25 protein-coding genes and 1 riboswitch are annotated in these 26,777 nt (G+C 45.9%); of the genes, 8 read left to right on the top strand and 17 right to left on the bottom strand.

Annotated features, from left to right (window positions below; genetic code table 11):
• Positions 1 to 121 precede the first annotated feature (121 nt).
• The 4 genes from FJD32_RS09845 to FJD32_RS09830 form a co-directional block, all read right to left on the bottom strand.
• A complete protein-coding gene (locus FJD32_RS09845) occupies positions 122 to 1,261 on the bottom strand; it encodes a phosphotransferase (RefSeq protein WP_140907397.1) in 1,140 nt (379 codons plus the stop codon).
• A gap of 74 nt (positions 1,262 to 1,335) precedes the next feature.
• A complete protein-coding gene (gene pnuC, locus FJD32_RS09840; RefSeq protein WP_037419501.1) occupies positions 1,336 to 2,001 on the bottom strand; it encodes a nicotinamide riboside transporter PnuC in 666 nt (221 codons plus the stop codon).
• A 116-nt stretch (positions 2,002 to 2,117) separates the two neighbouring features.
• The gene (locus FJD32_RS09835; protein ID WP_037427460.1) at positions 2,118 to 2,378 is read right to left on the bottom strand and encodes a hypothetical protein; all 261 of its coding nucleotides are present in this window, start codon (positions 2,376 to 2,378) and stop codon (positions 2,118 to 2,120) included.
• A gap of 102 nt (positions 2,379 to 2,480) precedes the next feature.
• Positions 2,481 to 4,682, bottom strand: coding sequence for a TonB-dependent receptor (locus FJD32_RS09830; RefSeq protein WP_140907396.1), 2,202 nt, complete (start codon positions 4,680 to 4,682; stop codon positions 2,481 to 2,483).
• A gap of 53 nt (positions 4,683 to 4,735) precedes the next feature.
• Positions 4,736 to 4,845: riboswitch (TPP riboswitch) on the bottom strand.
• Positions 4,846 to 5,068: 223 nt separating this feature from the next.
• Here FJD32_RS09830 and FJD32_RS09825 point away from each other — a divergent pair.
• Entirely contained in the window at positions 5,069 to 5,749 is a 681-nt protein-coding gene (locus tag FJD32_RS09825; RefSeq protein WP_037427464.1) for a Crp/Fnr family transcriptional regulator, read from the top strand.
• A 76-nt stretch (positions 5,750 to 5,825) separates the two neighbouring features.
• Here FJD32_RS09825 and tsgA read toward each other — a convergent pair whose 3' ends face one another.
• The 6 genes from tsgA to hinT form a co-directional block, all read right to left on the bottom strand.
• A complete protein-coding gene (gene tsgA, locus FJD32_RS09820; RefSeq protein ID WP_047538945.1) occupies positions 5,826 to 6,980 on the bottom strand; it encodes an MFS transporter TsgA in 1,155 nt (384 codons plus the stop codon).
• A gap of 50 nt (positions 6,981 to 7,030) precedes the next feature.
• On the bottom strand, positions 7,031 to 7,735 hold the full coding sequence (deoD, locus tag FJD32_RS09815) for a purine-nucleoside phosphorylase (protein WP_140907395.1): 705 nt from the start codon (positions 7,733 to 7,735) through the stop codon (positions 7,031 to 7,033).
• 269 nt (positions 7,736 to 8,004) lie between these two features.
• Positions 8,005 to 8,397 (bottom strand): YcfL family protein, encoded by a 393-nt coding sequence (locus FJD32_RS09810; protein ID WP_140907394.1) that lies wholly within the window; start codon positions 8,395 to 8,397, stop codon positions 8,005 to 8,007.
• A gap of 113 nt (positions 8,398 to 8,510) precedes the next feature.
• On the bottom strand, positions 8,511 to 8,975 hold the full coding sequence (locus tag FJD32_RS09805; protein WP_037419481.1) for a PaaI family thioesterase: 465 nt from the start codon (positions 8,973 to 8,975) through the stop codon (positions 8,511 to 8,513).
• Positions 8,962 to 9,489 carry a PaaI family thioesterase gene (locus tag FJD32_RS09800; RefSeq protein ID WP_099458255.1) on the bottom strand — a complete coding sequence of 176 codons (528 nt, stop codon included), beginning with the start codon at positions 9,487 to 9,489 and terminating at the stop codon, positions 8,962 to 8,964. The genes FJD32_RS09805 and FJD32_RS09800 overlap by 14 nt, the downstream gene beginning before the upstream one ends.
• Positions 9,486 to 9,842, bottom strand: coding sequence for a purine nucleoside phosphoramidase (gene hinT / locus FJD32_RS09795; protein WP_140907393.1), 357 nt, complete (start codon positions 9,840 to 9,842; stop codon positions 9,486 to 9,488). The genes FJD32_RS09800 and hinT overlap by 4 nt, the downstream gene beginning before the upstream one ends.
• Before the next feature lie 145 nt (positions 9,843 to 9,987).
• Between hinT and FJD32_RS09790 the strand changes: the two genes are divergently transcribed.
• On the top strand, positions 9,988 to 11,754 hold the full coding sequence (locus tag FJD32_RS09790; RefSeq protein WP_140907392.1) for a PDZ domain-containing protein: 1,767 nt from the start codon (positions 9,988 to 9,990) through the stop codon (positions 11,752 to 11,754).
• A 186-nt stretch (positions 11,755 to 11,940) separates the two neighbouring features.
• Here the strand turns inward: FJD32_RS09790 and FJD32_RS09785 are convergent, their stop codons facing one another.
• Entirely contained in the window at positions 11,941 to 12,576 is a 636-nt protein-coding gene (locus FJD32_RS09785; RefSeq protein ID WP_011717426.1) for a LuxR C-terminal-related transcriptional regulator, read from the bottom strand.
• Between the two features lie 296 nt (positions 12,577 to 12,872).
• On the opposite strand from FJD32_RS09785, the gene FJD32_RS09780 reads away from it, so the two are divergent.
• Positions 12,873 to 13,619, top strand: coding sequence for a cytochrome b/b6 domain-containing protein (locus tag FJD32_RS09780; RefSeq protein WP_140907391.1), 747 nt, complete (start codon positions 12,873 to 12,875; stop codon positions 13,617 to 13,619).
• Positions 13,620 to 13,689: 70 nt separating this feature from the next.
• On the opposite strand, the gene FJD32_RS09775 is transcribed toward FJD32_RS09780, so the two are convergent.
• Together FJD32_RS09775 and htpX are read right to left on the bottom strand one after the other, a co-directional pair.
• Positions 13,690 to 14,040 carry a cytochrome c3 family protein gene (locus FJD32_RS09775; RefSeq protein WP_037419470.1) on the bottom strand — a complete coding sequence of 117 codons (351 nt, stop codon included), beginning with the start codon at positions 14,038 to 14,040 and terminating at the stop codon, positions 13,690 to 13,692.
• Positions 14,041 to 14,365: 325 nt separating this feature from the next.
• Entirely contained in the window at positions 14,366 to 15,229 is an 864-nt protein-coding gene (gene htpX / locus FJD32_RS09770; protein ID WP_037419467.1) for a protease HtpX, read from the bottom strand.
• A 286-nt stretch (positions 15,230 to 15,515) separates the two neighbouring features.
• Between htpX and pepE the strand changes: the two genes are divergently transcribed.
• The 4 genes from pepE to FJD32_RS09750 all read left to right on the top strand — a co-directional run bounded on the left by pepE (position 15,516) and on the right by FJD32_RS09750 (position 21,188).
• Positions 15,516 to 16,226, top strand: a complete 711-nt coding sequence (gene pepE / locus FJD32_RS09765; protein ID WP_037419465.1) for a dipeptidase PepE — start codon at positions 15,516 to 15,518, stop codon at positions 16,224 to 16,226.
• Between the two features lie 371 nt (positions 16,227 to 16,597).
• Positions 16,598 to 18,181, top strand: coding sequence for a glucan biosynthesis protein G (locus FJD32_RS09760; RefSeq protein ID WP_047535085.1), 1,584 nt, complete (start codon positions 16,598 to 16,600; stop codon positions 18,179 to 18,181).
• 676 nt (positions 18,182 to 18,857) lie between these two features.
• The gene (locus FJD32_RS09755) at positions 18,858 to 19,826 is read left to right on the top strand and encodes a DUF3187 family protein (RefSeq protein WP_140907390.1); all 969 of its coding nucleotides are present in this window, start codon (positions 18,858 to 18,860) and stop codon (positions 19,824 to 19,826) included.
• A gap of 153 nt (positions 19,827 to 19,979) precedes the next feature.
• On the top strand, positions 19,980 to 21,188 hold the full coding sequence (locus FJD32_RS09750; protein WP_001206290.1) for an IS4-like element IS10A family transposase: 1,209 nt from the start codon (positions 19,980 to 19,982) through the stop codon (positions 21,186 to 21,188).
• Positions 21,189 to 21,245: 57 nt separating this feature from the next.
• Here the strand turns inward: FJD32_RS09750 and bioD are convergent, their stop codons facing one another.
• From bioD to bioB, 4 genes are all read right to left on the bottom strand, one after another.
• Positions 21,246 to 21,941: a dethiobiotin synthase gene (gene bioD / locus FJD32_RS09745; protein ID WP_140916691.1), complete on the bottom strand. Its 696-nt coding sequence runs from the start codon at positions 21,939 to 21,941 to the stop codon at positions 21,246 to 21,248.
• Positions 21,942 to 21,995: 54 nt separating this feature from the next.
• Positions 21,996 to 22,823, bottom strand: a complete 828-nt coding sequence (bioC, locus tag FJD32_RS09740; protein WP_099458260.1) for a malonyl-ACP O-methyltransferase BioC — start codon at positions 22,821 to 22,823, stop codon at positions 21,996 to 21,998.
• 97 nt (positions 22,824 to 22,920) lie between these two features.
• The gene (locus FJD32_RS09735) at positions 22,921 to 24,126 is read right to left on the bottom strand and encodes an 8-amino-7-oxononanoate synthase (RefSeq protein WP_140907579.1); all 1,206 of its coding nucleotides are present in this window, start codon (positions 24,124 to 24,126) and stop codon (positions 22,921 to 22,923) included.
• Positions 24,127 to 24,225: 99 nt separating this feature from the next.
• Positions 24,226 to 25,278, bottom strand: coding sequence for a biotin synthase BioB (gene bioB, locus FJD32_RS09730; RefSeq protein WP_140907578.1), 1,053 nt, complete (start codon positions 25,276 to 25,278; stop codon positions 24,226 to 24,228).
• 122 nt (positions 25,279 to 25,400) lie between these two features.
• On the opposite strand from bioB, the gene bioA reads away from it, so the two are divergent.
• Positions 25,401 to 26,759 carry an adenosylmethionine--8-amino-7-oxononanoate transaminase gene (gene bioA / locus FJD32_RS09725; protein ID WP_140907577.1) on the top strand — a complete coding sequence of 453 codons (1,359 nt, stop codon included), beginning with the start codon at positions 25,401 to 25,403 and terminating at the stop codon, positions 26,757 to 26,759.
• The last annotated feature ends 18 nt before the right edge of the window (positions 26,760 to 26,777 follow it).

Here is a 26,777-nt window from a genome sequence, read left to right as displayed (position 1 = left end):
CATCAATAACATAGCAGTAAACATCACGCAGTGTTTGACCTTAACTGTTTTGCTTAAGTGGTTTTACAGAGGATTATGGGTGCAAGCATCTTTGACTAAGTGTGGAAGCGTAAAGATGTGTTTAAGCGTCTTGGCTTACCAGCGGCCAAAAGCTATCAAACCAAGCAAGATACGCCTGCTGACGCTCTACATCGGTTTGCGCCGCCATCAGTAGCGCCCAGTAAAGCGCAAACACCCAATACATTTCAATTGCAGCTGGAATCGCCGTGATCGCGGTGGATGTGAGGCCTGGATGTTTTGCAAGATATTGCTGTACTAAAATATGCCGCTGCGCTGGTGTTAATCTGTGGGTTGCCAGCACAGCGGCCAGCTCACATAAAGGATGAGAGGCAGTGGCGTATTCAAAGTCGATACAATACAGCCGGTTATCCTTTAGCAGCAGATTATGCGGATTTAAGTCTCGATGGCAAAATTGCGCCGCCACCAAACAATCGGCTAACGCGTTTGTCCAACGATGAATTTGCGGTTGTAAGCCCAACAATGAGTCCAACCGCGTCTGCCAAGCGCTACCTTTATCGGTTGCAGCAAAGGCTAATAACTGCTGATGATATTGCTGCCACTGCTCTGTCACGCTGATGTGATAAGGCCCAGCGGATTGCAAGCGAAGCTGTTGCAATAATTGCTGCAATAGAGAATGTGCATAATTGGGGCACTGGGATTCAAGTAATGTCAGCGGTGTGAACTCTGCGGCGAAAGACTGAGGCGTGGGAGTCTCGTATAATGCGCACTCAAGATTTTCAGCATGCGCTTGCAGCCACCTTTGCACCCACAGTTCTCCATGGATGAATTCGGCCGAACTACACTGATATTCCAAGTCGCTCCAGTTAACCACGTGATAAAAATCAGCCCCGTCGCCGAGCATTTCCGGCGTCCGAGAAACGTTAACTCGACAGGCAATCTCCTGTGATTCGATAAATGCACTTACATAGTAACGATGATCGCAACTTGCCCATATCAGCTCAGGCGCAAGCTTTGCCTTAGCTAGATTACGCCAATAAAACAACTCCTGCTCTCGAGAACAAAACCGGTCGGCGGCATCGGCATTAAGACGTAATACGTATTGTGCCGCAGGTGTTTGAATATGATAGTTATGATTACTTAATCCACCCGCCAACTCGTGGATATGCGTGATATGGCTTAGCCCTGCCTGGCGTAATATCGGAACCAGCCTTGCAAACGCCTCAGCAGATAACGGCTGCATTAACGGCTTACCACCGATGTTGCAATTAATATCTTAGGTGTTGGCAGTTGGCCTATATCAGTATTAGTCATCACTTAACCAAGTAACTTAGCGGCACGTTCGCCATTAAGATTGAGACGACTCTCGGCCAGTGCGGTGCGCCATAGGAAATAGCCCACAACAGCTAACCCCACATAAAGCACAAATAATAATGAGGTCAGCATAAGGCCTTTACTCAAGTAGAGGTAAATCGACACCAGATCGATAACGACCCAATACAGCCAGTTCTCCAACACTTTTTTGGCGACTAAATAGGTGGTCATCACCGCAAAACAGCTGGTCGCAGCATCGAGATAAGGAAAAGAAGCTTGAGTAAAGGTCGCCATACCATGACCAATACCAAGGGAGACTAATGTCGTAGCAGCAATCAACTTTAAATGGGTTTTCAGCGGCCAAGTGGTCACCTTAACACCTTGATGTTTATCACCACCTTGAGTCCAGAGCCAATAGCCATAAAGTGCCATGCCCATATAATAGATATTCAGCATCGACTCCATCAGCAATGCTACTTTCCAAAACAACACAGTGTAAATGGCCGTGCTGGTAAATGCCGCGGCCCAGCACCATACGCTTGCCTTCATTGCCAGTAGCAAATACGCCATGGCGAGTACCACAGCAAGTGCTTCCCACGCGGTCATCACATGGACTTCCCCAAGGGCGGCATTAACACTATTGACTAGCGTTAACCATAAATCTGTCATTGCCTTACTCTCACGATAAATCGCATTCTAAAAACCTGTAGGCTTGAGCCGTAACTGAGTGAGCGAGCCTTAAATTAACCACTGATATCGCGCAGTGGCTTAGCTCATTAAAGGCGTTACTCGCTGTGGGCTAAATTTAGCTCGCCACCAATAAACTTACACACAAACACGGCTTTGCCCCACTTCTCATGGGCGGCTTGCATTTCGGTGGCCAGCATCGCCATCACGTCAGAATAGTCGCCGCACACTTGGGTCGCCATCGCATTGGTAACACGTTGAATCGTTGGATAACTGTCTAAACGATGAATAAACCATTTAATTGGATCGAGGTAGTTTTCATTAAAAGGATACATGCTAATTTCGGCGGTCAGTTTCATCTTCAATCCTTATTTCAAATACTTATTATAAAAATAGCCGCACCGTGAAACGGTATAGCATAGCGCCTCAAGTCTCTCTCCACAGCGCGGCTAGCTTGGGTACTACATAAACTTAACGTTCAGTGTTACCCCAATTTGGCGTGGGTCGCCGTAGCGGATATATTGTTTTTCCGCCCAGCCATTATCAGGCTCATTACCAAAATAGAAGCCACGAACGCCATATTCTTCATCAAATAGGTTGCGGCCCCATAAATATGCTGACCACGCACTTGCCTCATAACCTAAACGCGCATTCACAACAGTATATGGCTCGGAGCGCGAATCGTTACTGTCTGAGTAGTAAAACTCGCTCTTACCACTCATATTCAAGTTGGCAAACCAACCCGAGTTCGCACGATAGGTGCCGCCTAGGCTATAGGTTAAGTGCGGTGAATGGGCCAGATCGCGCCCCGTTAAATCCACATCAGTACCGTATTTATCTTGATATTGGTAATTACCGTAAGCAGTCTGTAACCAACCAAGGCTTGAGTAAAACTGGAGATTATCCGTGGCATACCAAGTTGCATCCAGCTCGGCACCGTAGTTGTTTGAGCTACCCGCATTTTCAGTGTAGAGAATAAACCGTTGTGGCTTATTAGGATCTTGCTGGGAAGCAGCCACTTGCTGATCCTGTCTATCCATATAGAACAGTGCCAGATTAGTATCGATAAGCCCTTCAAACCAATGGGATTTTAAACCTATTTCGTAGTTGTATAAGGTTTCGGTATCAAACTCTTTTTTATCATTGAGTTCGACTGGCAAAGTCATGTTGAAACCGCCCGCCTTGTAACCTCGCGCCACACGGGCGTAGACATTGTGGGACTCATTGAGCACTTTACTCAGCGCAATATGGCCGCCCCACATGGTTTCGCTCGGGTCAAAATTATCATTATTGGTGTCTGAATAATGGCTATTGCGACGCTCAACACGCAGCCCCATAGACAAGGCATAGTCAGCACCTAAATCCGTATCCAGCTGACCAAATACGGCGTAATTGGTTGCTTCATATTCAGAATCTAACACCTCATCAGGCCAAGTATTATATTCAGAATACAGTTGGTTATCTTCTTTGAGGTTCATTGCATAAACCCCAATCAACCAATCCGTTGAGTCTGCAAAAATACGGCCTTGATCGGTCGAGCTTAAACGGAACTCTTGGGATAAGGTTTTACGCTGACCGGTTTTGTCCCAGAAGTAGTCGTACTGACAAGGCGATACATTACCGCCCTCTTCACATTGTTTAGATGCCCAATACTCAGGGTTTGCCCAATCACCATCGTAACTATAGTGGTGATCGGTATTGGCAAATGACGTCAGCGAGGTCAACTCAAACGGCTCTGCCCCCGAATATGTCGCTTTAAAACCTGCGCCCGTGGTGCGCTGGCTATCGACACCCGGTTGATCAGATAGGGTGTTTGTCGGATCGTTGGTCAAACTCCACACATCATAACCGTTATCAAAATCGGCATGCAGCAGAGTTAAATCCAGTTGCAGATCATCGGTGGCATACCAACGCAATTTCGCGCGGCCGGTAAATTCATCACGGCCATTGGTATCTTCTTTATTTAAATACAGATTATCGCGATAACCGTTTTGCTGATGTTGCTGCAGTGCCACACGGTACAACAATTTGCCTGAGTCGCTTAAGGGACCAGAGCTAAAACCGCTAAAGGTTTGTAGATCGTCATTACCTAAAGAAACCTCGGCGCCATGTTCAAACACATCGGTTGGGTCATTACTCTTAAGGTAAATTAAGCCCGCTAACGCATTGGCGCCATAACGGGTTCCCTGCGGGCCGCGTAACACTTCAACCTGCTGCAGATCGTACATGCTCGACACCATGCCGATACCGGATAAATCAATATCATCAACAATATAACCAACGGATGAGTTAGGCGCGCCTTGATATTGCTCCTGCTCACCCACGCCACGGATCTGAAAATACTTGGGGCGAGAACTACCACCTGACCAGTTAAAGTTGGCGATGGAGTTCATCACATCTTCAAAGTGCTGGGCGCTTTCATCTTGAATTTGCTGGGCATCGATAACGGTAATGCTTGAAGGCATTTTTTCTAAACTGGCACTGCGAAAATCCGCCGTAACCACCATGATTTCCATATCATTATTGGGATCAGGTTTGTCGATAGCATCGGTTTGCGCCCATGCCGACGCACTTAACGCCGCAGAGACGGCCAGCGCTAATGGTGCACGAGTTAACGATATCGTGAAGACTGAAGATTGGTTGTTAGACTTTTTGTTAGACATAGGACCTCAAATACATGTTTGAGATCCGGCAACGAATAAGCGATTCAGAAGTGTGCTGTTGATTGGCCCATTCCTACGCCGGTATTAGCCGGATCAGGTTCTAAGGGTTCGTCTGATGACATCTCAGTCTGCCGAATGTTGGCAAACACCCCTTGGCGGCGCTTAGTATACATGACGAAAATAATAAAGTAGACACACTTGTGCCGGCGATATCCTTAAATATCACTAAAACCTTGTCTTTCTACACAATGTTAAAAATCTTATGCCAAACGCCCGCAATCCCAATGCCTAAAATCGCCAGTCAACTCCTTTGGCCCATTTGACCGTTTATCACGATAATGTTATAGAAGGCCGCCATTTTACATAGGATAAGAGGATCACACTCAATGCAGCTAAAACCGTTAGCCAAAGGACGTTATAGCCAGCGATGGGAGCAAGACTATCCCCTTATTGAAGCGGTGATACTCAGCTGTATCAGCGAAGTTAAAATGCTTAAAAAAGGCGCCCATCTAATGACACAAGGTGAAGCCATGACCTCACTGGTGTTGGTAAAACAAGGGCGCGTGTCGCTTGGCCATACCGCCAGAAATGGTCGATGTTTTCAATTGGGGACTATCGATTGTGATTCGCAACTCTTTGGTGAAATGGAGTTTTTTACTCAGTATCACTGCCAGTTGGATATTATTGCTAATGAAGCCTTAGAAATCATGGTCATTAGCGCCGAAAAACTACAACATTCCCTCGGCCAGCACCCACAGCTAGCGTTATTTTTTGCCAGCGCCATTGCCATTGACTACCAAGACACCGTCGATATTTTTACCCGGCGCCTGCTGTATCCCATCAGCTATAACGTGGCATATGATATTTACCACGAATATTTAAATGATTTACCCGTTGATGGCTTTAGTAAGCGTTATTTAGAAGCGGAGCGATTTGGTACAACCGATCGTGTTTACCGACGGGCACTACAGTTGCTTGAAGAACGTGGCCTGATTGAACGCAATAAAGAAGGCATAAGGATTAAAGATCTCAATGCCCTTAAACAATTTGTTGAAGCTGCGATATAACCAAATTAAAAAAGCCCACTCTCGAGGTTATTTATTCGCAAGAGTGGGCCAAATCAATTAACGTCGCAAATGAACTTTAGGCCGCAGCAGGTTTCATTCGGCCTGAAACAATCAGCATGATAAATATCGCTACATAAAGCAGCGGGATAACATACATCACCGTTTGCAATCCAATAATACGTTCAAAGAATGAGCTAATAGCGGGACTAAACATCGCCCCCGTGCTGCCGCTGATCAGAATATAAGACACATTTTTACTGCTCGCCTTTTTAACAAAAGACACACCATAAGCAATAAATGCGTTGTAAAGAGCTGCGCACACAAAGCCATAACCATAGGTTAAATAACCTATCCAATTAAGCTTATCAGTTGTCACAATCATAAAGGTGATGACCATAGCAAGACCGATAATTGCGACTAGAAAATGGTGGATTTTTACCCGAGTCACAATCAGCGTCGAAATTAACGCACCAATCAGTGCGGCTGACCAATATTGAGTAATGATATTGCCCGCGTCTTCAAATGGAATATCAAATTTTTGCTTAACGAATAAAGGGGCCCAGGTTAAAAACGTATACAGCGCCAACATGCCTAAAAATAACCCAATGCCACCGCTAATAATACCGAAATTCCATTCAGATTGTTGCTTATCTTCCGTATTCGATGATTGCTCACATAGCGAAAAATTAGTGAACAAAGTAATAATCACGGTTCCTAACGCGACTAAACCTACGGCTAAGTAACTGTAACTCCATGACAATGAACTTGTGAGTGCGTAAGTTGTGATTAAAGGGAAAATAACCCCCGCAATATTAAATGTGGCATCTTGCACAACGAGCATGGTGCTTTGTAATTTCTCTTGCCACACTGATACCACTATCGTACCCGCAATACATAGCCCCACACCGCCGCAAAAACCAATCAAGGTCATGGCTATCATCACCACTTGTAGCGAAGTGGTAAGATGTAACGCGACAGCACACAATGCCACTAGGCTGTAACTAATTAAGGTAATTCGCTTGATACCCAATTTTTCAATAAAGAAAAAAGCGGCAATAGTTCCCGCCAGTGCGCCGCCATTAAGCAAGGAGAATATTGAAGCAACGTCATTCACGTTTGCTGCAAATTTATCCGCTATGGGTTCAATTAGCATCCCAAATTGAGTGGCAAAGCCCGCCATTATAAAATTAGCGAGAAAACTAATTGCGGTTAAGGTGATTTTATTATTCATGTTGTCATTCCATCAGTGAAATGCTAAGGGTACAAAGGATAGCGTTAACCCTAATTAAGCGCGGTTTCTAAGGCGAGCTCGATCATATTATTAAAGGATAATTGACGCTCTTGCGCCGTGGTTTCTTCACCAGTTAAACAGTGGTCAGATACCGTCAGAATCGCTAAGGATTCAATTCCCTGTTGATGTGCCAAGCCATAAAGTCCTGCCACTTCCATATCAATACCTAACACCCCGAAACGCTCAAGCGCCGGGATCATATCTTCGTCAGGATCATAGTAAAGATCGCCACTAAATACGTTGCCAACTTTCACGCTAATGCCTTTTTCATTGGCTTTGGTATAGGCTTTGTGCAGTAAGGAAAAGGTGGCTGAGGTCGCCATTTGGTAGCCACTGCAGCGTTTAGCATTCGTTGGGGAATCCGTACCAGCGGCTTGAGCTAAAATCACATCGCGCATTTCGATATGCTGTTGGGTCGCCCCTAAACTGCCGATACGAATAATACGTTTAACGCCGAAAAAATTAATTAACTCATGGCCATAGAGCACCATAGATGAAATACCCATACCATGGCCCATCACCGAAATGCGTTGTCCTTGGTAATAACCGGTGTAACCCAACATATTGCGAACGTTAGTCACTTCTACGGCATCGGTAAGATAGGTTTCAGCGATATATTTCGCCCGCAGCGGATCGCCCGGCATAATAACAGTTTCTGCAAAATCAGTAGGTTGCGCATTAATATGAGCCGTCATAGATCTATCCTCATGTGGTAATATGCAGATAGTAGTGCTCAACCGCGAAATATTTTTAGGACTAAAGTCCGGATCTTCTATTGTAATCCCCCTTTTTTGTTAAAAGTGGATGATTTATCGCAACGTTTACACTTAGCATCATAAAACTTAATAACAAAATCTCATTTAACACATTGTATTTGATACAAATAAAAAGACTTACTCCCAAAAGAGTAAGTCTTTTTAAATATAGAGAACCCGGCACAAACTCTACTAAAACAAACACCAATCTAGTTTGAATGGGTCTCGCGCACATAAACGTCAAATTTTACCACTTGGGCATTTGGTGCCACAGCCGACACTTGTAACTGTTGTTTGCCGTGTAATTTCACCGATTTCCAACTGGTGGCTTCATCTTCAATGGTAAAACCACTGGCATCATACCAAGTGAACTTATATTGCACTCGCATATCGCTTGAGGACTTGCTGACGATCAGCGCCGAACCTTGGATAAGATCGCCAACACGGCGCACCTCAACCCCTTCGACACTGATATCACGGGCAAAACTCTTGCTATCGACACGGGTTTCTCCCAGTGAGTTCACCGAAATGCCCGCCGTATTAGTGCAGGCGCCGAGTGTCAGTGCTGCTGCCAAGATTAATCCACTGTAAATTGCTTTCATTTTGTTTTCCCTCACTCACAAAAACCTAGGTGCCGAACAACGGATGGGCAATGACACTACGCGACGCCAGCTGAACTTATGCTTAACGTGCTCATCATGCCCCGCGCTCGCGATTAATCGATCAAAAAGTGCGCCCTTGCGGTAGCGATAAGCTGCTTACGATTGGTTTGCCAACAATTGATATTCACGTTGGCGACCCGTCGCCCCTGACGGGTGATACGGCATTCGGCAAAACTGTCTTTATGCAGGCCTGCTCGCAGGTAATCAATCGAGAAATCGACCACTTTTGGCACTTTTGCCGTTTGCATAAACACCATTAATTGCACTATGGCTGACATTTCCATAAAACCAGCAATTACCCCACCATGAATCGCGGGCAGAATGGGATTACCGATATTGTCGTCCTTAGCGGGGAGTTTGAAAATCAGCTCATCGCCAAAGCGCTCGACCTTCATGCCAATAAACTTAGCATAAGGCACATGTTCGAGCAGATGACCAAAGTCGTTCAACTCGGTAGCGCGTTTTACAATTCCCTGCACATCGAGGGTTTTCGGCTCGGCCGGCTTATTTGAGTTCATCTGTCTCTCCTAAAGACGGCACGGCTTCTCCCATCAAGGCTTGCCTAAAGGCATCGCCCACCATTTCAGGGCTGATACGCATAAAGGAGCCCACCGCATGGGCGATAGGATCATCAATGCTGTCCTGATAGGCGATGGCGCGGGTAAAGGCGATATTGGATGACAATTTATAGCACTCGGCAAAGCCATAAACCGATTTATGGGGCTGCGCGGGCTTCATATAATCGACGCGTAAGTCGAGGGTGGGCGAAATCTCTAAGGATTGATATTTTTGAAAAATCGCACTCACCACCGCGCTGCCACAGGCGGTGTCCATCAGGGTGGTGATCACCCCGCCGTGGATAACGCCAGTATCGGGATAACCAATTAACTCAGTGCTGTAGGGCAACTCAATCAGTACATGGTGCTCACTGGCTTCGAGCACGGTTAACCCTAAGCGACGGCACTGGGCGAGCTGATCGACAAATCGCTGCGCCATTTGAGTCAGCGGAAAAAACTCAGGATTTACCTTCATTGACCTTGGCTCAACATAGGTCCCAGTGGCTCTCCGCCGACGAGATGAATGTGGATATGGTACACTTCCTGTCCACCATGTTTATTGCAGTTCATGATCAAACGATAACCGTCTTTGGCAATCCCCGCCTCTGCTGCCAGTTTGGCTGCCACAGTCATCATCCGGCCGAGTGCTGGTTCATCCGAGGCTTTCATATCATTTGCGGTTGGGATCAAATGATTCGGCACAATCAGAATATGGGTTGGCGCCTTTGGCGAGATGTCTCTAAAAGCAGTCACCAGCTCGTCTTGATACAGAATGTCGGCGGAAATTTCGCGGCGGATAATTTTGCTGAAAATGGTTTCTTCGGCCATGGGGAGTCCTCCTTGGGTTAATTGGGATAGTATACTAGCAATTCAACACTTTGTGTCTCCAGATATTTTGCGTTTCATTTGCCTGTTGTGCGCATTTTTGGCAGCATGACACCCATTAAAACGCAGCGGTTTTACAGGATAAATTATGATCCACTATCACATCATGCCCGTCGATCCCAAGGCGCACTTGTTCGCCGTTACCATGACGGTACAAAAGCCCCACCCTAAGCAAGTTTTTAGCCTGCCCGCGTGGCTTCCCGGCAGTTATATGGTGCGGGATTTTGCTAAGAATATTATCGACCTTAAAGCCACAGACAGTAACGAAGAGCCGCTTAAGCTCATTCAACTGGATAAACAAACCTGGTCGGTCGAACATCAAAGCACCCAACTGACCTTAACCTATCAAGTTTATGCTTGGGACCTGTCGGTACGCACTGCGCATCTGGATATGACCCACGGCTTCTTTAACGGTAGCAGTGTATTTTTAGCCGCCCACGGCTTTGAGGCAGGCTTACACACAGTGACTATGGCTGCGCCGACCGAGCAGAGCCTAAATGAATGGCGCCTTGCCACCAGCATGACACGCCAAAGCGGTGATGAATTTGCCTTTGGTGAGTTTTGCGCGCAAAGCTATGACGAACTTATCGATCATCCAGTTGAGATGGGGCTATTCACCCACGCCAGTTTTGAAGCCTGCGGCGTGAGACACGATATCGTGTTAAACGGTCGCCACCGCGCCCATATGCCGAGACTCTGCCAAGATTTAAAGGCGATTTGCGAGTATCAAATCAAGCTGTTTGGCACGCCAGCGCCCTTTGAGCGTTATCTGTTTATGACGACAGTACTCGACAATGGCTTTGGTGGTTTGGAACATAGGGCATCGACAGCACTCATGTGCTCACGCAAAGATTTACCGCTGTCGATGGATGCGCCGATAAATAACGACTACCGCACTTATTTATCGCTCTGCAGCCATGAATATTTCCACAGCTGGAACGTCAAGCGCATCAAGCCAGAATGCTTCTTACCCTATCAACTCGAGGCGGAAACCTATACGCCGCAGCTGTGGGCCTATGAGGGCATCACCTCCTATTATGATGATTTCCTTACCTATCGCGCAGGCTTAGTCGATGAGCAAAGCTACTTAGATATGCTGAGCGAAACCTTTACCCGGGTATACCGCAGTCAAGGCCGCTTTAAACAAAGCATTAAGGACTCGAGCTTTAACGCTTGGACTAAGTTCTATAAGCAGGATGAGAACGCCCAAAACGCCATTATCAGTTATTACACTAAGGGCGCCCTGTTTGCCCTGTATCTGGATTTAACCCTAAGAAGCGAGACTCAAGGAAAATACAACCTCGACGATCTAATGACCATTCTGTGGCAGGAATATGCCCTGCAAAATCGCGGCACCACGGATGAATGTCATCAAAGGATTGTTGAACGCTTATTGGGGCGTGATTGCCAAGATCTCTTCGCCTATTTAGACAATACCGACGATATCCCGCTGGCACCACTACTGGCCGAGTTTGGGGTTGAATTGACACTGAGAGCGAGCCAAGGCGCGCAGGATGTTGGCGGTGGCACGGCCAAAGGGTATGAGATTGCCTTTGGCGCTAAAACGCAAGCTGCGCCAATGGGCCTTAAAGTGACCACTGTCGCCCAAGGTAGCCCTGCGCACCTTGCAGGCTTAAGTGCCGGAGATATCTTAATTGCGGCGGATAATCTGCAGGTGACAGGTCAATTTGAAGCTCAGCTTCAGCAATACCCAATCGGACAACGCTTAAGCCTGCATTGGTTTAGACGAGATGAATTGATGACGGGAGAACTGATTATTGCAGAGGCGCCTAAGGATACGGTTGCCTTAAGCATCACAGATAAAGACAAACTGCAGGCTTGGTTAGGTCGTTGATCTTTAATCTATTAGCCTTTAATGCACTAATTTTTAATGCACTAATTTTTAATGCATTAGTTTTTAATGCAATAGTCCTTAACCCATAAAGCACAAAAGGGGCAATCGTATCGAGGATTGCCCCTTTTTATTTGATTCTTAAGTTGTTCAATTGAATATTGGCTTAGTGGCCCCATCAACAACGCGTTACACCACCACATCGTGTAAGTAGGTTTGCGCCCATGCAATGGCTTGCCCACGGCTTGACACACCAATCTTACGGAACACACGGTACAAGTGAGTCTTAATGGTGCTCTCACTCACAAACAATTGATTCGCGATATCGAGGTTAGTGCTGCCAGACAAGAGGGCTTGTAACACTTCGCGCTCACGGATGGTTAATGGCTCGGTATCTTCGAACAGTCCAAAGTCATCATTTACCCCATTCACCAATTGGATGGGGATCACTCTGTGTCCACGCAGGATGTTAGACAGGCCAAGGCTGATTTCTGTCAGTCCTGCATCCAGATAAAACACCCCTGCCGTAGTCGAGGCTTGCATTAAAAAACGGGCATCAACCTGTTTAGGGAATTGAATGTAGACGACTCGCACACTCGGGTGTTCACGGGCAAGCAAGCGTTGAAATTGATAGGCTTTCTGAAGATCAACAGTGGAAAGGTCAATCACCACCATAGAGGCTTGGTTATCTTTGATTTGATCGCACATTTCATCTGGACTGACTTGCGACAGCTTCACCAGAAACTCCTGAGGCCAGCGGCCTGCAAGCAATTCCATCAGAACTTGCGATCTTGACACTACAATCCAATGTAATATTTTGAACATCCTGCTCACTCCCTGTCTGGTTAACGATTATTTATTTTGAGAGGAGAAACATCTCTCAATACCACTTCAACATCCGTTCAATAGACTTCCAAGTCTATCGTGCACACGATATTAGCATTAGATAAAACAGATTCAAAAGACTTACGTAAAAAATATTTACCGTACGCAAATCAAAAACTTCTACAACTTTAGGACAAATCATTGTCAAGCAGAAGGCTTAATTTAAACTGAAAATAATGCGCTATTTTTAACAGAAAGGCGTAAGATCAAATCAATACAAAACATAAGGAAATACCATGTCCAGCCAGCAACCAAGCCCTATTGAAATACAATCCTACCCCGTCTGGGACAGACCTACGCGTCTGTTCCACTGGATTAATGTCATCCTCGTACTCGCCCTGCTTATCGTGGGCGGTATAATGATGTTTCGCAGCGACTTAGGTATAACCGAACTCTCCGGCAAAATTGGGCTTAAGACCCTGCACGTCATCATTGGCTATGGCTTTGCGATTAATTTACTGTTCCGCTTAGTGTGGGGCTTTATGGGTAACAAATACGCGCGCTTTAGTCATATGTTCCCCAATGCCAATAGCAAGGCCGAGTTACAAACCTATAAAGCAGAACTTGCCGCGGGTAAAAATCCCCAATATCTAGGTCACAACCCTAAAGGAAAATTCGCCGTTCTCGCTATCATGCTCTTATTAGTCACGATTATGATTACTGGGCTGATCCGCGCCGGTACCGATATTTACTATCCACCCCTGGGAAGTGCAGTCCAACAGTACCTTGCGGCCACCAATGTTGATCCGAGTAGCCTACAACCCTACGATGCAACGGGCGTCGATACCGATAAAGCTAACGTGATAAAACCCATAAAAGGTCTTGTAGGAGAGGTACATGTCTATGCAGTGTATTTATTGATGCTGTTGATCATGCTGCATGTTTTTGCAGTGGTCTACACAGAAGTCAAACGCCAACCTGGTATTATCTCAGCCATGTTTTCAGGCAAAAAGCTTATTCAAGGACAACCGAAGGACGAATGAGGTCAACTCAATGAGCATAAAAAACGCCAGCATTTGCTGGCGTTTTATCAAGCTCAATCTGAAGTCAAACTTACTTCTTCAGAATAGATGCCGGAGTACGGCCATCGTCGTGACAGCTTTCACAGGTAGGTTTTTGACCTACGTTCATATCGTGTGGCGCATGGCAGTCAGCACAGACTAAATTACCATCGTGTGGCTTATGTACTGCGTCCATTTCAGAAAGCTTACCATGGCAGCTTTGGCATTGTTCAAACTCATAGGCACCATCAGCAGATGGCGTACCATCTTTATGACAGCTTTCACAACCACCAGATTCAGCGTGGAAGTCAGATAATTTTTGATCCGCGGCAAATGCGGTTGGCGACAGCGCTAGCGCTGCAAGACTTGCCCCGAAAAGCACACTTAATAGTTTTTTGCTCACAATTGTATCCTCCAATGGTGATTGACAGTGGAAATTCTTGTCAGGGGTGACTTCCATCTTGCAACCAATATAAATAGCACGACTCGATTTAACTTAGCTAAGGATTGAGTAATAAGCAACACAATCTTATGCAAAGTAACTTTATCAATATACTCAAGGGTAAAATGTGCGCTGCATCATGTAACCACATGCTTATATAAGAGTTTTACATTGTCACAACCTACCAATTACAACTAAAAGCCTCCCTAGCTTAATCATCAGCAAAAGAAAAGCCCTAATAAAAAAGGAGACCCTAGGTCTCCTTTTGGTGAACGTTTGGACTCAATTAACGAGTTTGTAAAGCCGCAATACGCTTCTCTAGAGGTGGATGGCTCATCATTAACTCAGCCATTGAACGCTTGCCGTTAATACCAAAAGCAGACATTTGTGCTGGCATTGCTGAGCTTTCTGGGCCTTGGCGTAAACGCTCAAGTGCTGCAATCATCTTATGCTTGCCCGCTAAGCGAGCTGCACCTTCGTCGGCACGGTATTCACGAATACGTGAGAAGTAAGCCACGATAATTGATGCCAAAATACCAAACAACATATCAAGAACAAATACCACTGCCATATAAGCAAACATGCCCAAACCTTCGCCTTCTTCATCATTGCTCGAGACGAAGTTGTTGATAATGCCTGCAACAACACGCGCCGCGAAGATTACAAAGGTGTTCACCACGCCTTGAATTAAGGTCAAAGTGACCATGTCGCCGTTAGCGACGTGGCTTACTTCGTGGGCAAGTACGCCTTCGACTTCATCTTGACTCATGCCATACAACAGACCTGTACTCACGGCAACTAATGAGTTGTCCTTACTTGGGCCAGTTGCAAATGCATTCATCTCCGGCGATTGGTAAATTGCCACTTCTGGCATTTTAATCCCAGCTTGCTGGGCTTGGCGGGCAACCGTCTCCACTAACCAACGCTCAGTGCTATCACGTGGGGTGGTGATTACTTCACAACCCATGGTCTTTTTCGCCATCCATTTTGAAATCGCTAAGCTGATGAAGGCTCCGCCGAATCCAAAAATCGCAGCGAACACTAAGAGTCCACCCATAGTAGACGTATTCACGCCTAGAATAGACATTACAATTGAGGCTACTAGCAACACGGCTAGGTTAGTCGCAATCAATAAAAATATACGCTTCATATCAGCTCCTTTACGGCACAAAGGTGCCATTTATTTTGTTCAAAGACATAATATGTCCAATTAATCGAAATTCAAGGGGTAAAGGTAAGAGTTTTTCTAATCGCTAATTTTTCTCTCAATTTAGACACAGCCTTTCATGGCTCGTGAGTCTAGGGACAGTCTATTAAGCCAAACTTAAATCTAGGCGCTGTCAGTGTTACAGCCAAATTCATGTGTGTTTATCTATGTTTATCGTAATTAAACTTTGTTAACATGCCTGCACATTCTGAGATTTAAGGATAAAAAAATGACCGTTAATGCCCTACTGCTAAGCAGTTCACGTGTTGGTGACACGCCTTATCTTTCCCATGCGCTGCCTTTTATCAAACCACTCACCGCTCACGCACAAAAATGGATTTTTATTCCTTATGCAGGGGTAAGCATGAGCTACGATACCTACTTAGCCTCTGTAGTGACGGGACTCAGTGAGCTTAAACTCGATATTAGTGGTATTCATCAACACCCTGATCCGCGCCAAGCGATTAAAGATGCCGACGGTATTTTAATTGGTGGCGGCAACACTTTTCATCTTTTGCATGAGTTGTATAAGTACGATCTTGTGCAGCTTATTCGTAATGAAGTCCTTAGCGGTAAGCCTTACATTGGTTGGAGCGCAGGGTCAAATGTATCTGGATTAAGCATTCGTACAACTAACGATATGCCGATCATTGAACCGCCATCATTCGCGGCCCTAAACATAGTGCCTTTTCAGGTAAATCCACATTATTCAAACTACCGTGCACCAGGACATAACGGTGAAACTCGAGCTCAGCGATTACTCGAATTTACCCGTGTCGATCCGATCACGCCCGTCATTGGCATTGTTGAAGGCAGTGCGCTATGGCGACAGGGAGACACTTTATCACTGTTGGGTGATAACCCTGCCTATTTATTCTGTGGCGAACAGCAGGAGCTCCCTATTCCCGTAGGTAGCGATTTATCTCATTTGCTAAAATAAGATCTCGTTAGCGGCATTCATCGTGGTAAATAGGGTAACATTCACACTAAGCTAACCACTTAACATGCAAATGCCGCTCCTTTAAGAGTTGAACGCGACAAAAGACTAGACTGATTATTGACCTTGCGCGCTATCAATATCCTTTCATCATGCAAGGATCGGCATATCTCCCGCAGGAGAAAAAACTTGCACCACTTAAGTATCTGCACTAATTTCGTTGTCGAACACCTTGATAAACAAGATTAATTTTTGCATTTACCCCTAGCTACATTCTGAAACAAATTTTCTAAGTTATTTAAAATTAGGGAGTTATGACCAAGGCACAGGAGTATTTTTTTACCCTTGGTCCATCCAAGTGAGGAGTTTTCATTTTGCGACTGCATTCAACATTGAACCATTCAACCCCGATGAACGGTCATAAAAAGACCAAATTAACACTTTTTTTTGGGTCTATACTGGCCGGCATAATGAGCATCAGTAGTTTAGCCCCCGCCTATGCCGCCAATGCAAGCGATGATAAAAAAGCTAAGGCATTCTCCCATGACACCGTCGTTGAGTTAGCACAGCAACTGGCTCAAAAACCATTCAAAGAAGCTAGAAAGGCTCCGAAGGAACTGATCGACTTAGATTACGCCACTTATGGCAAGATCAATTATCAAGAAAACGCTGCGATTTGGGGCGGAACACCCACTAAGTTTTCAGTGCAACTTTTTGCGCCCGGTTTTTTATACAAAAATTTGGTGGATATTGATGTCGTTGAAAATAGCCGAGCTTTTCCTATCGAGTTAACAGAATCTTCCTTTAGTGTGCCCAATGATACCATTGAGAAATTACTCACGCAGGTAGGACAATATGCAGGCGTTCGACTTCATTACCCCATCAATGACGATGAAGTCAAAGACGAGTTCATTATGTTTCAAGGGGCAAGCTATTTTCGTGCATTATCCAAGGGCCAAACCTATGGATTATCAAACCGCGGGTTAGCCATTGATGTTGCCCAACCTAAAGGTGAAGAATATCCCTTATTTAAACGTTTTTGGATAGAGCGGCCCTCTAAATATCAAACAGCGATTGTGGTACACGCATTGTTAGATAGTCAGAGTGTTACAGGTGCCTATCGCTTTGGTATTTATCCCGGAGCACCGACACGAGTTGACGTCGATGTCACCCTCTTTCCGCGCCGAGATATCGCCCACGTTGGCCTAGCACCACTGACCTCCATGTTTCTTTATGGTGGTTTAGATACGCCTGACAAACCCGATTATCGTCCTGCTGTACATAACTCTGAAGGATTACAAATTGATCGAGGTAACGGTGAGCGTTTATGGCGACCACTCAATAACCCAAACAAACTGCAAATCAGTGCCTTTGGTGACGAAGATATTAAGGGTTTTGGCTTAATCCAACGCCATCGTAACTTCGACTACTATCAAGATCTTGGTGCGAACTACCAACAACGTCCTTCTGCATGGATTGAACCATTAAACGATTGGGGTAAAGGGCAATTAATACTGCTTGAAATTCCATCAAGCGCCGAAACCAATGATAATATCGTCGCCTATTGGGAACCTCAGGGGGGATTAAAGCAGGCTGAGCCCTATCGCTATTCCTACCGAATTACAGCGTCTAATGACAGCCCTAGTTTTACAAACAAAGCACGGGTAATTCGTAGCTCTAAGGGACAAAAACAGGCTAAAGGCAAAGAACTCCTTATCGACTACAGCAATATCAAACCACAAGATATTGAAAAAATTACAATTGATGCCAGTATCAGTAAGGGTAAAATCCTCTCATCTCGGATAGTAGCTCACCCTGAAATTAATGGTGCTCGGATCTTCATTACGTTTGAGCCTGAAAGTACCAATGTGGCAGAATTGCGCATTCAATTGCGTAAAGATGAAAAACCTGTCGCCGCTACTTGGCTATATCGCTGGAACAGTGATGATTGGCCCTAGGTCGATAAACTAAGACTCGATTTGCGCTTTGCTTAACACCATAAAAATCGCCGGAAATCCGGCGTTTTTTATGGGTAAAATCAATATTTCCACACTCATAATAATAACCTTACAGTTAAGCAGTTTAATATTTCCGATAACTTATCACAGTATTTTTCGGAATAAGTAGGATTATTTTTCTCTAACAAAAATAGGGATTTTCAGTTCCAGTTTTTGAATCCTATTTAGCATCTCATAACATTTACACCCCAATCCTACGGCGTTATATTAGCCTCTCAAAAAAACTGAATATTCACACAAGCTACGTTTTTATAAGATATCTACCTATTGTGCTCATCCTATTCAGTGTTTAGTTATTTTTCGCATCATCAATATGTTAGAGAAAAAATGAAGTTACCTACATTAAATGCTGCGTATTTTCGTAAGCCAACGACAATATTGTTAATTACAAGTACGTTATTTATCTTATATTATTTATTACCAATTATTGGACGAGCATTTTGGCTAGCCTTAGTATTACTCAGCTATTTGCTGATTTAACATGTAAACAAGATGCTAACATGGCGATAAAGGTTAACATTCATCTTAATATTCTCCATTAATCTCGCTTGATAATGCTAAGTTTCTTCAACCTATCAAATCTAGCTGACTCATCATCTAGACGGATATTTATGCTATGCCATTTTCACACTTGAAATCAGTTCTCACGCTTTCGTTACTGTTTACCCCGAATGTCTTGGCAACTGCCGTCGATTTTAGTGACTATGGTCCTTTACGCAGCTATGCGCAATCACCGGCCCAAGCAGGCAGTTTAACACCGATGTTAAGATCAGGGTTTTCGTTACCTGAAGGTCAAAAAGAGCTGCACTTATCCGCAAGTGCAGCCAGTGTTTGGGCTGAAACCGATGACTATTTTGCCGATTACTATCACAACACCCTTGAAGGGGGACTGACTTGGCAAGTCAATGATAAATGGATGATAGATACCAGTTATCACTGGCGTTTTAGTGGCGATAATCACTTAGACTCAGTAACTATGTGGTTTCATGATGCATTTGGTTTTAGTCAAAATGGTCGTGAAGATGCCGCTAAACATCAAAATCAAATATTTTCTAAAGATGGCGTTAATCAGCAAGATATTTCAGGCGAAAACCTCAATAATGTCGTCATACTTTATGTTGGCTACCAATTGTTTGAAAACCAATATCAGGGCTTATCTTTAGGAGGCAGCCTATATTATAACTATGTCGACTCAGGCCCCTTTGAAGATGAAAGCGTTGAACAAGCGTTACAGCTTAATTACAGCTTTGGTTATGAAAAACATCATGTTCATTCTACCGCAGCTGTTAGTTTTAGGCAGGGTAATGAGGTTCTTTCGGGGATAAGCTACGATAATCATGCTTATTCCGTCAATCTCGGTTATGAATATTTAACGGGTCGCCATGGCTGGTTGCTTGAATTACATCACTATCAGGGCTTACTCGAAACCGAAAATGATTTTTCAAAAGCCTCTAACGAAATATTACTCGGCTACCGTTACTATTTAGATACCAGTGCAATAGAGTTCTCTATTGTTGAAAACTATTTCAATATGGATAACAGCACCGATATTGCCTTTAATATTGGGTATCGCGTTAAGTTATAATCACAATATTTTGAAACTATGCCAACAAAAACAGAGGCGACATAGCCCTGAAGAATCCCCTGATGATTTACAAATAAATCATCAAATTAGAGTGGAAGCGCATCTTGTTGCATGATCAAATGGTTTCGCTAAAAACTACACTTGGACAACAAGATGCGCGAAGCCAATATCCTACAACATTCTTTACACCAATACTGCCCAGAACTTCACCTAAAACGATTAAACAGCTTGATGCTGGCCTCTAAGGCACTGATTGAATGTAAGACACTGACCTTGACTGAGTTAGGTCGAAATTTACCAACCACGGCCCGAACCAAGCACAACATCAAGCGCATTGATCGTTTGCTCGGCAACACGCATCTGCATCAAGAACGGTTAGCTGTCTACCAATGGCATGCCAGCCTCATCTGTTCTGGTAACCCTATGCCGATTGTGCTCGTCGATTGGTCAGACATCCGAGAGCATAAACGCATCATGGCTCTGCGCGCCTCAATAGCCTTCAATGGCCGCTCTATTACCCTGTATGAGAAGTCCTATCCCCTATCAGAACAATGCTCTAAGGCCTCCCACAACGGTTTTTTAGCGGACTTAGCCAAGATTTTACCTTTGCATGTTACCCCTCTCATCGTGACTGACGCGGGGTTCAAAGTGCCTTGGTACAAAGAGGTTGAGGCGCATGGTTGGTTTTGGCTAAGCCGTATTCGCGGTACAGTTCAATTTGCAGATATTGGCGCTGAAAATTGGCGTGCAGTTCGCAGTACACATGACTTGGCCAACGGTCAAGCGAAGAGCCTGGGTTGTAAGACCTTGACCAAAACTAACCCTATCAATTGCCATCTCACGCTTTATCGTAGCAAACCTAAGGGGCGTACAAATCAGCGTTCAACGAGGACTAATTGCCACCATCCATCGGCAAAAACGTACTCAACATCGGCGAAAGAGCCTTGGGTGTTAGCCAGCAATTTACCACCAGAATCTCGGAGCCCAAAGCAGCTGGTAAACCTGTACGCCAAACGTATGCAAATAGAGGAAACCTTTCGTGACCTCAAAAGCCCGGCATACGGCTTTGGCTTACGCCAAAGTCGTACCAACAGTCCAGAGCGATTCGACATCATCCTACTGATAGCGTTGATGGTTCAATGCCTGTTGTGGCTAGTTGGTTTACACGCACAGCAACAGGGCTGGGATAAGCATTTTCAGGCCAATACCATTGGGCATCGAACGGTACTCTCAACGATTCGCTTGGGATTGGAGGTACTCAGGCGGCCTGATTATCAAATCACGGAGAAAGAATTGCTGGCGGCCTGGGTATTATTCGCCAATCAGTTGCTCAAATATGGCTATGCTATGGCTGATTTATGAGGGGATCCTTCAGGACATAGCCTCTGTTTTTATATCAAACTTATTATTTGAATAAGCTTATTTCAGCAATAAGGATTGGATATCGATAAAGTTGGCGGCATGGTCCGCATCAGCCTGTTTAAGATGTGGAATACAGCCAAGGAAAGGCGATACCATCATCTCTTTGAGTGTGGCTAGGTTTTCATCAAACACACTCATATTCGGATCGATGCAATTAGCCACCCAACCAGCGACCGTTAAGCCATCGGCTAAGATCGCTTCTTGAGTTAATAACGCATGATTTAGACAACCGAGCTTCATTCCCACTACAAGAATGACCGGTAAATTAAGCTGTTGTACCAACTCAGATAAATAGCGCCCTTCCCCTAAAGGCAAACGCCAACCGCCCGCTCCTTCGATTAAACAAAAATCCGCCTGCGCAAACGCCGCACGATCAAGCTTGGCCAAAATAGCCTCGGGGGATAAATTAACTCCCTGCTGTTTTGCTGCAATATGCGGTGCAATCGCAGGTTCAAAACTAATCGGATTCACCTGCTCATAGCTCAGTTTAAGGGATGAAGCCGACATCAGTTTTAATGCATCACTGTTACGCAAACCCTTTTCAGTGATTTCACAGCCTGAGGCAACAGGCTTTACCCCAAGACTTGAGCGCGAAAACCCTGCGCGCAGAACTTCACGATTGAATGCGGTCAAAAGTGCAGTCGATACTAAGGTTTTACCGCTATCGGTATCTGTTCCTGTTACAAAAAACATGCCTTTTACCTGTTAATCTGTTGGCCAACTATGCGCCAAACCGTTGCTAGAGATTTATACCGAGCCGCCTTGCCGACGCACACGAAATTGGGCGATCTGATAGGTTAAAGGCAGGCCCTGTGCCTCACGAAATTGCTCTGCGCGTTGTTGTAAAGCCTGCCAATCGTGGCGGCCACGCAATTTACCTAAATGGGCATCGGATTCAGAAGAAGTTAGGCTCTGTACTGAGGATTGCACCGATGCGCCCACGCCTTTAATGGAATAGAGTAAGGCTTTAAGATCTTGAAAATAGACGGTCATTGGCATGAGCTTCACATCAAGAAATTGCCAATCTGTGTCGTCAAATGCCGCTTGTAAGCTTTCAAGGGATAAGAAACTGTTGACCCTCAAACCAAGATTGGATAACTGCTCAAGGCTACCTGCCGCTACGATACTCAGATGAGCTTCTCCACCCGATGTTAAGACTCTGGCCATTTCACTGGTTGCCGCCGAAAAATCATGGCACCACTGCAGAGCTAAATTGGAGTAAATATTATCGATGCACGCATCGGCAAAGGGTAATTGCTCGGCATTACCGCACACGCATAGGTAGCTAGGGAAAGTCGCTTGAAGTTGTTGCAGCATCCCTAGGGCGATATCGAGGGCATAAACCCTGATATCTGTGCCTGTGGCATTATGATCAAAATTGGTTCCCGGCCCTGCGCCAATATCAAGAATTGCGCCCTTGGCTACAAATCCCTGCAACAAACTCGCACCGCTTAAACGCTGCAAACAGTTATGCTCTTGATAGCTCTTGGCTGCTGCTGAAAACCGCTCGGCAATATGCGAGAGCTGATCTGCGGGCTCATGGGGATTAAGGCTAACGCCAAGCGGCATGGACATCTCTGGTTATTCTCACTTTTAAATCAAACTCTGATCTTTCAACTCTCAAGATTAAGGCATCGAATCGTCGGCCATAAGCAGTATCGAAAACATTAGCTTATCGCGCAGGACGCTCAGATACCCTAGGTAGTGCAACTTCGGCCAGCACTTGCGCAATGCCCTTAACACAGCACCGAATTGCCGCCTCGCTATGGCATGCACTCAAAGTAATACGTAATCTTGCTGAGCCTACGGGCACGGTTGGTGGACGAATTGCCCCAACCCAAATCCCCATGGCTTTTAGCTTTTGCGCAACCAATAAGGTTTGCTCGGCATCACCGATGATCAGAGGTTGAATCGCGGTGTCACTACCAAGAAGTGGAATATCGGCATCTTGGCATAACTGTTTAAAAATCGAGATATTACGCTGCAACTTTTGCCTAAGTTCAGGATGAGCTTCACAGTGTTCAACTGCGGCCAAAGCTAGCGCAGCATTGGCCGGTGACAGTGCAGTGGAATAAATATATTCCCGCGCATTACTCACTAAAAACGCAATCAACTCTCGACTACCCAGAATTGCTGCGCCTTGACAGCCTAATGCCTTGCCAAAAGTCACTATCTGGATATCGATAAGGTTGGCAGCTGGCTGATTAAAAATATCAGACACGCCAAAGCCATGGGCATCATCGACAATCAACCACACATTATGCGCGCGGCAAAGGCTCGATAAGGCCTTTATCGGTGCAATATCGCCATCCATGCTAAACACACTTTCAGTGATCAGCGCTGAAACCGTGTTTTTGGCTAACAGCCGCTCCGCACTCTCAGTTGAGTTGTGCAAAAAGCGTTTAAAATCGGCGCCACTATCGCGTAAACCATCGATAATCGACGCGTGAACCAGCTTATCCGCCAGCACAACATCTTGCTTATCGAACAGGGTTTTACAGAGCGTACTATTAGCGCTAAACCCTGAGCTAAACAGTAGCGCTGACTCAAATCCGGTTATCTGGCACAGCTTAGTTTCCAGCGCTAAATGCGCCTCATTGTAGCCCGTCACCAGTGGCGATGCCCCGCTGCCAACACCATATTGCTGTGCGCCGCGGTGTAGCGCCGCAATTAATTCGGGCGCACGGCAAAGCCCTAAGTAGTCGTTACTGCTGAAATTAAGATAAGTTTGCCCCTCAAAGCAAAACTGCGGCTCAGCGTCACTTAGCTCGGCATCGGTTGATAATGCTTGACGCTGCCTTAGCAAACCTTGCCCTGCTAAGGCTTGCTGACGAGCGCGGATTTTTGAAGCCAGTTTTGACGCGAGTGGTGAACTCATATTCTCTTGCTCAGGATTTTCTTGCTAAACGTAAGCGCCATAAATCCTTTAGAAGGTAAAGCGCTCCAACGCTTAACGAAGCGCATTTATACACTGTGGTTATAGCGCAGCCGCATCATAAAACTGAGACGTAGCTTTATCTTGGTGAGCCGCAGCTTTAGCTAATACCGCTTGCTCATCATCGATAGTCGCGGCTGCGCCCTGCTCAGGGCGTAAACCCAGACGGCGGAACAGCCCCATATCGTCACTTTCTTCGGGGTTTGGCGTAGTCAATAACTTGCAGCCGTAAAAAATCGAGTTAGCGCCCGCAAAGAAACACATAGCCTGCAGTTCGTCAGTCATGTTTTCACGGCCCGCCGATAAACGCACACGGGACTTAGGCATTAAAATACGCGCCACGGCGATGGTACGGACAAACTCCAGCGGATCTAAATCATCGAGTTTTTCGAAGGGGGTGCCCGCTACTTTGACCAACATGTTAATGGGCACAGAATCAGGATGCTGAGGCAAATTCGCCAGTTGTTGCAATAAACCCGCGCGGTCTGTGGCCTTCTCACCCATACCAACAATGCCGCCAGAGCAAACTTTCATGCCCGATGCGCGCACATGGGTTAAGGTATCTAAACGGTTTTGATAGGTACGGGTGGTGATCACATCGCCGTAATATTCAGGCGAGGTATCTAAATTGTGGTTGTAATAATCAAGGCCCGCATCGGCCAACTCGTTGGCTTGCTCGGCGCTTAACATCCCTAAGGTCATGCAGGTTTCCATGCCGAGGGCTTTCACCTCTTGCACCATTTGCTTAAGGTATGGCATGTCTTTATCTTTCGGGTTACGCCAGGCGGCGCCCATACAGAAACGCGAAGCCCCCGCGGCTTTGGCACTGCGCGCTTCGGTGAGCACGGTTTCCATCGCTAAGAGACGCTCTTTTTCAAGGCCAGTGTCGTAACGCGCACTCTGCGGACAATATTTACAATCCTCTGGACAAGCACCGGTTTTGATCGACAGTAAGCGGCTGATCTGCACTTCGTTAGGATCGTACACTTCACGGTGGATACTGTGGGCTTTAAATAATAAGTCATTCATCGGCAGCGCAAATAAGGCTTCGATTTCTTCCCGCTTCCAATCATGACGAACTTGCAAATGCGACATTGAACACCCTTTTATTTTTGTATTTTACCTTGGCTAGGATAACCTCAGCCCTTAAACTGTCAACGCCAACCAGTGATACAGGTTTACCACTGATTAATTTTAAATCAACGCTATGAGCTTTTATGCGCAATTTACTCGATTTTGACTTTGATAGCGCCCATATTTGGCACCCTTATACCTCTATGACTCGCGCACTTCCTGTTTTTGGGGTACACAGTGCCCAAGGCTGCGAGCTGGAATTGGTCGATGGCCGTAAACTGATTGATGGCACCAGCTCTTGGTGGGCCTGCGTGCATGGCTATGGTCATCCGGCAATATTAACGGCGATGGAGCGGCAACTGCAGCAACTCAGCCATGTCATGTTTGGTGGCATTACTCACGAGCCCGCCATTGAACTCTGTAAAAAACTGTTGGCGATGACCTGCGAACCCCTCACTAAAGTCTTTCTCTGCGACTCAGGCTCCATTGCCGTCGAAGTTGCTATCAAAATGGCGCTGCAATATTGGCAGGGGCAAGATTTACCTTTAGCGCAAAAGGCCCAAAAACAGCGCATTCTTACGGTGAAGAAGGGCTACCATGGCGATACCTTTGCTGCCATGAGTGTCTGCGATCCCGAAGGTGGCATGCATACCATGTTTGGTGAAGCAGTCACTAAACAGTGTTTTGTCGATGCGCCGCAAACGCCCTTTGGTGAATCGTTACACCAAGACGATTTAGCACCCATGCAGCGTATATTGCGCGAGCAACATCAAGACATTGCCGCCGTGATTATCGAGCCGATTATGCAGGGCGCAGGGGGAATGCGATTCTACAGCAGCGAGTATTTACGCGGCCTGCGTGCCCTGTGTGATGAATATAATGTGCTGCTTATCCTCGATGAAATTGCCACGGGTTTTGGCCGAACCGGTAAGTTATTTGCCTACGAACATGCCGACATCACGCCCGACATTCTCTGCCTAGGCAAAGCATTAACGGGCGGTTATATCAGCCTTGCAGCCACCTTATGCACGGATAACGTCGCCCAAGGCATTAGCCAATCGCCCGCCGGCGTCTTTATGCATGGCCCCACATTTATGGGCAATCCCCTCGCCTGCGCTGCCGCCTGCGCAAGCTTAGATTTAATCAATCAGCAGGAATGGCCTGCACAGGTTGCTGCCATCGAGCAGCAAATGCGGCGTGAGCTTGCCGATGCCATCGATATTCCCAGCGTGAAAGAGGTGCGCGTGCTTGGCGCGGTTGGTGTGTTAGAAATGCACCAAGCGGTGAATACCGCGGCGCTGCAGCAGCAATTTGTCGACCTAGGCGTATGGGTTAGACCCTTTGCCAACCTGATTTATATTATGCCGCCCTATGTGATAAGCCCTGCTCAACTCACACAGCTGACTCAGGCGATGAAGCAAGTCGCGGCCACTATTACACCATCGAAAACCACTTCGGATGACGCAAGTCGAGGCCAAAACATCTGTATCAGCCATGGCTAATCGCCATGGCTGCAAGTT

It is taken from the genome of Shewanella sp. LC6 (genome assembly GCF_006385735.2).
Taxonomy (GTDB): Bacteria; Pseudomonadota; Gammaproteobacteria; order Enterobacterales; family Shewanellaceae; genus Shewanella; species Shewanella xiamenensis.
This window is presented reverse-complemented; position numbering and strand designations above follow the sequence as displayed.

What these genes read in the sequence shown, in the direction of transcription:
- FJD32_RS09845 (WP_140907397.1), bottom strand. Translation starts at nt 1,261, where the DNA reads ATGCAGCCGTTATCTGCTGAGGCGTTTGCAAGGCTGGTTCCGATATTA.
- pnuC (WP_037419501.1), bottom strand. Translation starts at nt 2,001, where the DNA reads ATGACAGATTTATGGTTAACGCTAGTCAATAGTGTTAATGCCGCCCTT.
- FJD32_RS09835 (WP_037427460.1), bottom strand. Translation starts at nt 2,378, where the DNA reads ATGAAACTGACCGCCGAAATTAGCATGTATCCTTTTAATGAAAACTAC.
- FJD32_RS09830 (WP_140907396.1), bottom strand. Translation starts at nt 4,682, where the DNA reads ATGTCTAACAAAAAGTCTAACAACCAATCTTCAGTCTTCACGATATCG.
- FJD32_RS09825 (WP_037427464.1), top strand. Translation starts at nt 5,069, where the DNA reads ATGCAGCTAAAACCGTTAGCCAAAGGACGTTATAGCCAGCGATGGGAG.
- tsgA (WP_047538945.1), bottom strand. Translation starts at nt 6,980, where the DNA reads ATGAATAATAAAATCACCTTAACCGCAATTAGTTTTCTCGCTAATTTT.
- deoD (WP_140907395.1), bottom strand. Translation starts at nt 7,735, where the DNA reads ATGACGGCTCATATTAATGCGCAACCTACTGATTTTGCAGAAACTGTT.
- FJD32_RS09810 (WP_140907394.1), bottom strand. Translation starts at nt 8,397, where the DNA reads ATGAAAGCAATTTACAGTGGATTAATCTTGGCAGCAGCACTGACACTC.
- FJD32_RS09805 (WP_037419481.1), bottom strand. Translation starts at nt 8,975, where the DNA reads ATGAACTCAAATAAGCCGGCCGAGCCGAAAACCCTCGATGTGCAGGGA.
- FJD32_RS09800 (WP_099458255.1), bottom strand. Translation starts at nt 9,489, where the DNA reads ATGAAGGTAAATCCTGAGTTTTTTCCGCTGACTCAAATGGCGCAGCGA.
- hinT (WP_140907393.1), bottom strand. Translation starts at nt 9,842, where the DNA reads ATGGCCGAAGAAACCATTTTCAGCAAAATTATCCGCCGCGAAATTTCC.
- FJD32_RS09790 (WP_140907392.1), top strand. Translation starts at nt 9,988, where the DNA reads ATGATCCACTATCACATCATGCCCGTCGATCCCAAGGCGCACTTGTTC.
- FJD32_RS09785 (WP_011717426.1), bottom strand. Translation starts at nt 12,576, where the DNA reads ATGTTCAAAATATTACATTGGATTGTAGTGTCAAGATCGCAAGTTCTG.
- FJD32_RS09780 (WP_140907391.1), top strand. Translation starts at nt 12,873, where the DNA reads ATGTCCAGCCAGCAACCAAGCCCTATTGAAATACAATCCTACCCCGTC.
- htpX (WP_037419467.1), bottom strand. Translation starts at nt 15,229, where the DNA reads ATGAAGCGTATATTTTTATTGATTGCGACTAACCTAGCCGTGTTGCTA.
- pepE (WP_037419465.1), top strand. Translation starts at nt 15,516, where the DNA reads ATGACCGTTAATGCCCTACTGCTAAGCAGTTCACGTGTTGGTGACACG.
- FJD32_RS09755 (WP_140907390.1), top strand. Translation starts at nt 18,858, where the DNA reads ATGCCATTTTCACACTTGAAATCAGTTCTCACGCTTTCGTTACTGTTT.
- FJD32_RS09750 (WP_001206290.1), top strand. Translation starts at nt 19,980, where the DNA reads ATGCGCGAAGCCAATATCCTACAACATTCTTTACACCAATACTGCCCA.
- bioD (WP_140916691.1), bottom strand. Translation starts at nt 21,941, where the DNA reads ATGTTTTTTGTAACAGGAACAGATACCGATAGCGGTAAAACCTTAGTA.
- bioC (WP_099458260.1), bottom strand. Translation starts at nt 22,823, where the DNA reads ATGTCCATGCCGCTTGGCGTTAGCCTTAATCCCCATGAGCCCGCAGAT.
- FJD32_RS09735 (WP_140907579.1), bottom strand. Translation starts at nt 24,126, where the DNA reads ATGAGTTCACCACTCGCGTCAAAACTGGCTTCAAAAATCCGCGCTCGT.
- bioB (WP_140907578.1), bottom strand. Translation starts at nt 25,278, where the DNA reads ATGTCGCATTTGCAAGTTCGTCATGATTGGAAGCGGGAAGAAATCGAA.
- bioA (WP_140907577.1), top strand. Translation starts at nt 25,401, where the DNA reads ATGCGCAATTTACTCGATTTTGACTTTGATAGCGCCCATATTTGGCAC.